Annotated in this window: 5 protein-coding genes; 4 read left to right on the top strand and 1 reads right to left on the bottom strand. The window is 42.8% G+C overall.

The annotated features are described in order from the left end of the window. Positions 1 to 146: 146 nt before the first annotated feature. Together QUA03_RS28115 and QUA03_RS28110 are read left to right on the top strand one after the other, a co-directional pair. Positions 147 to 368, top strand: coding sequence for a leucine-rich repeat domain-containing protein (locus QUA03_RS28115; protein WP_333216912.1), 222 nt, complete (start codon positions 147 to 149; stop codon positions 366 to 368). 115 nt (positions 369 to 483) lie between these two features. Further along, positions 484 to 1,764: a leucine-rich repeat domain-containing protein gene (locus QUA03_RS28110; RefSeq protein WP_333216910.1), complete on the top strand. Its 1,281-nt coding sequence runs from the start codon at positions 484 to 486 to the stop codon at positions 1,762 to 1,764. A 43-nt stretch (positions 1,765 to 1,807) separates the two neighbouring features. On the opposite strand, the gene QUA03_RS28105 is transcribed toward QUA03_RS28110, so the two are convergent. Beyond that, a complete protein-coding gene (locus QUA03_RS28105) occupies positions 1,808 to 1,981 on the bottom strand; it encodes a hypothetical protein (RefSeq protein WP_333216908.1) in 174 nt (57 codons plus the stop codon). 441 nt (positions 1,982 to 2,422) lie between these two features. On the opposite strand from QUA03_RS28105, the gene QUA03_RS28100 reads away from it, so the two are divergent. Next, positions 2,423 to 4,132, top strand: coding sequence for a DEAD/DEAH box helicase (locus tag QUA03_RS28100; protein WP_015179890.1), 1,710 nt, complete (start codon positions 2,423 to 2,425; stop codon positions 4,130 to 4,132). Positions 4,133 to 4,151: 19 nt separating this feature from the next. Continuing rightward, entirely contained in the window at positions 4,152 to 5,192 is a 1,041-nt protein-coding gene (locus QUA03_RS28095; RefSeq protein ID WP_333216905.1) for a hypothetical protein, read from the top strand. The last annotated feature ends 493 nt before the right edge of the window (positions 5,193 to 5,685 follow it).

Here is a 5,685-nt window from a genome sequence, read left to right as displayed (position 1 = left end):
TAACTCCTTCAATTTTTCAAAACCTCAATATCCCTTATTTACACTTTTCCTCTGCGTAGAGTGACAAAAGAGGGTTAGGCTTCTCCCATAATTCTTGTGGGGTAGACATCCTGGCTCCCGTTAAAAGGCTTTTTGGGAGATGTCTCTTGACTAACCTGACTGTACTCGATCTCCAAAACAATCAAATCAGCGACATCAAACCGCTAGCATCTTTAACTAACCTGACCGATCTCAACCTCAACAACAATCAAATCAAGGACATTAAACCGCTAGCATCCTTGACTAAACTGACCGCTCTTTACCTCAGCAGAAATTCGAGCGCACCCAAGACTTGTCCTCTCAAGCCAGAGTCTATCTGTAATTGGTAACAAGAACCTAGCTCTTAAAACTTGAGAGTTCAGAAAATTACCGTTTCCTGATGTGATTCAAAGGTTAGAAGCTTTAGGCGGGAAAATTTATAAAAATCCACAGAGGTTATTCCGTATGATTTCATCAGTCCTTGTTTTCATGTTGGTGGTATCGAGTCAGTCGGAAAATAGTAGAAATGCACCTTCCTCATGGGTCGTGCAGAAACAACGGGACGATAGTGGACGGACATTTGATGATTGGTGTCGCCAAAAGGCTTCTTTGAGTCCTGAAACTAAACATACTGTTGAGGTATTGTTGGAGAAAGCGGGAACTACTGAGTGCGAGGCGGCCGATCGACAACTTTCGAGTCTCACGGAACTCAACCTCTACAACAATCAAATCAGCGACATCAAACCGCTAGCATCCTTGACTAAACTGACCGAGCTCTCCATCGACAAAAATCAAATCAACGACATCAAACCGCTAGCATCCTTGACTAAACTGACCGAGCTCTCCATCGACAAAAATCAAATCAGCGACATCAAACCGCTAGCATCCTTGACTAACCTAACTTTCCTCTCCCTCGACAGCAATCAGATCAGGGACATCAAACCGCTAGCATCCTTGACTAACCTGACTCGGCTCTCCCTCGATGGCAATCCCATCAGCGACATCAAACCGCTAGTATCTTTGACTCACCTGACCGATCTCAACCTCGACAAGAATCAAATCAGCGACATCAAACCGCTAGCATCCTTGACTAACTTACGTTGGCTCTACCTCGATGGCAATCAAATCAAGGACATCAAACCGCTAGCATCTTTGACTCACCTGACCGATCTCTACCTCGAAAATAATCAAATCAGCGACATCAAACCGCTAGCATCTTTGACTAACCTGACTCTGCTCTCCCTCTACAACAATCAAATCAGCGACATCAAACCGTTAGCAGCCTTAACTAACCTGATTGTGCTCTCCCTCTACAACAATCAAATCAGCGACATCAAACCGCTAGCATCCTTGACTAACCTGACTGCGCTCGACCTCGACAAGAATCAAATCAGCGACATCAAACCGCTAGCCCCGATATCACTTATCACACAAACCCGCCTCACTTCTCGCCATGACCTAGATCACATCGCGGAGAAACTGGCTGTTCCTTCGCGATCACATCCACTTGCTGGTTTCTGGAAAAATGGCGATTGCTCCCATGACTTTGGGTTAGCAATTGCTCCCGCATGGGAAGGTCTCTACTCAATTTCGTTTTGTGGCCCTGGTGGGTGCTTTGTGCCAGGTACTTATCGGCCCAATAGTCCCATAGTCGGCGACCGAAGTTATCATGTAGTTAACAACAATACAATTGATGTTGAGGGGCGTAACGGCTTCACTCGCTACATTCGCTGTCTATCACGCTAAGAGCCGTCAACAACGGGCTAACAAGTCGCTGCACACCGACAACCTACAGTCTTTGGTCGCAAGCTCCCTGCGCTTCCGGTTGCGGGTGAGCTCTGGTCTTTAGGTTGCCAAATGCTGATCGTGTACTGGGGTCGATCACAGCTAGCCACAGAGAACCGAAAACTACTATCAGGCTGACAGTATCCAAAATTAGGGTTTGAGATAGAGAATTTTTCATTTTGTAAATCGTTGAGGCTGGCGAATAAGGATTTTCAGCGCTTTAAATTCATATACCAATACTTCGGACAGTTTTTTAACGGCCCAGCACCGCCGAGGGCGAGGAAGCCCTGCCATTTTTTACGCATTTTCTGAAACGAGTGCGCGCTTACTTAAACCTTGAAAAAATAGTCCAGCATATAGCCAGTAAGGGTTTCGGAGACTCGACTAGATCTAAAACTGTCCTCCGTATTGCTTATGAGACAAGGATTATGTCTCACCACTACTTCCGTATCACTACCAAGCATCATAACGCTTGCTGTACAATAAAGGGTTCTAGCCGTGGGTCGCCCGTATTCTTAGCCTCAAACGCTAAGGATAATGACTACACTTATTACCTAGCAAAGCTTTTAGGCTAGCGGACAGGTCTGTTTAGCAGACCAAGTAAGGAAAAACTATAAATATGGAAAAAAACTATACATTTCAATTCAATCCTTCCACTGCCTTAGAAGCCCTGAAAGCTGGTAAATACGACCCGCTTAACTTCTACGAAGCGCGTTTAGACCTGTTTAACCTCTCGGTAATGGCAGACTATGACCAACTCATTTGCCTACCCACATTAACTGCTATCGACAAATACTGGTATCAGATTGAAACAGCCCGAAAAGTCCTCAGACAAATGGGTGGACGGGCATTACTAGCGGATGAAGTCGGATTGGGTAAAACCATTGAAGCGGGACTAATCATCGCCGAATACTTAGCTAGGGGGATGGTAAAGTCCATCCTAGTGTTAACTCCGGCATCCCTAGTTTCCCAGTGGCAATCAGAGTTAAGTGACAAATTTAATATCGCTACTATCACCACAGATAACCGTGACCCACAACAACCGATAGACGAATTTTGGACAAATAATCCGCGAATTATCGCTTCATTAAACACGGCTAAGTCTGCTAAACATTATCTTCACGTCACCAGTCGTACTTGGGATTTGGTTGTTGTCGATGAGGCACACCATCTAAAAAATCGCAGTACCCTCAACTGGAAACTGGTCAACGCCCTCAATAAGCGGTTTATCCTCATGCTTACTGCTACGCCAGTGCAGAACTCCCTTGTGGAACTGTTTAATCTGCTAACCCTCCTCAAACCGGGACTGCTACAAACAGAAGCCGCTTTTAAAAAAGAATACGTCAATTCCAAGAATGGACGAGTCCCTAAAAATCCCGAAAAGTTACGCACTCTGATGCGGGAAGTTATGGTACGAAATACCCGCGCCCTAGTAGATGTCAAACTGCCCAAACGCTTCGCCACCACAATTACCGTTACCCCGGCAGCCGGAGAGGAGAAACTTTACCAAGACTTGAGCAAGTATCTACGTTCTTCAGAGGACAAACTAGACAGACTCTCCCGTACTAATTTGCTAATGCGAGCGGGTTCATCCCCTAATGCTTTAGCTGACTCCCTCAAGCAACTGACTATCCGCCTACCCGATGAAGAACTGAAGTCTTTAGCTGCACGAGCATCCCAAGTCAAGCAGGTCGAGAAAGCAAAAACCTTAGTAGAGATGCTCTCCAAATCTCGCCAGAAAACCTTAGTTTTCACAACCCATAAAGCAACTAGCACCTATTTAGCTAAAACGCTGCAAGCGGAAAATATCCCCTTTGCAGAATTTACTGGCGGAATGTCCCTTAAACAGAAAGATGAGGCTATAGCCGCATTTCGGGATAATGTTTCTGTACTCTTAGCATCGGAAACAGGGGGAGAAGGACGTAACATCCAGTTTGCTAATGCGATCGTTAATTATGACCTGCCCTGGAACCCAATGAAAATTGAACAGCGCATTGGTCGTATCCACCGCATCGGACAAACCCAGGATGTTTTTATTTTTAACTTCTGTCTCAAAGGCAGTATCGAAGACTATATTCTGCGGATACTGCACGACAAAATTAATATGTTTGAACTGGTAGTCGGAGAAATTGAAACAATTTTAGGCAATGTGGATGATGAATTTGACTTTAGTGAAGTTGTCATGGATATCTGGCTTAAGCATCAAGTTAAACCCGAATTAGATCAAGCCTTTGAGCAATTGGCAGATAATTTGTTGAAAGCCCAAAAACAATATGAGCAAATTCAAGAACTGGATGAACAGATTTTTGGCGAAGATTTTGAAGCTTGAAAAATTGATTTGATTAAATATGTTATCAGACCCAATAATTACTACTTTAGAAAAAATTGTAGCTCTCCATGACGGAATAGCTGAACCGGCTGGGGAACACGTTTTAAATGCGCTGTTAAATGAAAACATAGCCTCGTTACTTTCTCTACCAGAAGAAGTAACTTTTACAACTATCACTGATGTACCTCAAAGTGTTTTTGTTACTTATCATTCAGAAGTATTAAATAAATTATCTGAACTATTAGCTGTCAAAGGGCAGATTAGTGCCTTGGGTGTAAAATTTGATGGCTATCTAAAAGCTACGGGATTTGACAAAAGCATACCAGAGAGATTCAAACCTCAAAATGGGTTAATTCGTTTTGTAGATGCTAAACCATCAACCACTCGCTACATTTTATGTAATGTGGCTTACACAGCGAATGCCGAAGAAAAAAGGATTGGTCTAGTTTCGTTTATTATCAATGAAATAACAGGAGTAACACCAGTACAAATTGGGGATGCTTTATTTTGGGAGTCTGACAGAATGGATGTGGATAATCAAGAAACACCATTTTCTATTCCTTTTGATGAGTTGTTGAAGTTAATCGAACATCAAAGTGGAATATTGATTGGAAAATCTTTAGATAATTGGCAGGCTAAATTAACAAGAGCAAGAGCTAGGGATGAAGAAAGACTCAAGGATTATTACAACACGATTAGCTCTGGGATTCGCCACAAGATTGAGTTAAAAAATTTGATTGGTGATGAATTAGACAAAGAATTAGCTCGAATTGAAGCTACTAATAGAGAGCTAGAGCGAAAATTGTTAGATATCCAAGAGCGTTATGCAATGAGTGTAGAAGCTTGGTTGCACAGTGCAATGATTATCCATCTACCTACAGTACATATTCAATGTGAGTTGCAAAGAAAGAAAACGAAACGGACTGTAACAATAGTTTGGAATCCGTTCACTAAAATTATTGAACCTCTTTGCTGTGAATTATCAGGAGAACCTGTTTACGATTTCTATTTAGATGATCTATCAGCTAAAATTATCTCCCCGACAGTTTGGACTAGATAGGGGTATAGCCGAGATACGGGCTTTCCGAGGACACGACGTAAAGTTTTGTAACAATGCCGCTTTTCAATGTCCTTTCCGCCTACAGAAGCTGCCAACACTCAGTCAGCTAGAGCAGAGTAGTATTACTACTCTGCCCTCGTACAGACCCAAAAAGCGGAAATCTTTTACTGCTAAACATTTCAGGCTTTGCTACTTCAAGTCATTTTGTCTTATATTTACAAAACTTTACGTCATGTCCTATTTTGCAGGTATCTCGGCTGTACCCCAAAGGTGCGTCCAGGTTTTGAGTTGAGTGAACAAACGAAAAGATACGCTTGCTGTAATTCAATTCAGATGCAACAACTTGACTATTAATTCAATTCAGATGCAGCAACTTGACTATTAATTCAATCCAGATGCAGCAACTTGACTTTAATCTGAAGTTCCCCCATTGACAAAAGGCGTCGGAGTATGTAGGGTAAACCTTTGGAGGATTTTGACTCCGGTTTTACTG

It is taken from the genome of Microcoleus sp. S36b_A4, assembly GCF_036700645.1.
GTDB lineage: Bacteria > Cyanobacteriota > Cyanobacteriia > Cyanobacteriales > Microcoleaceae > Microcoleus.
The sequence above is the reverse complement of the archived record's forward strand: the minus strand, read 5'-3'. Positions and strand labels throughout refer to the sequence as shown.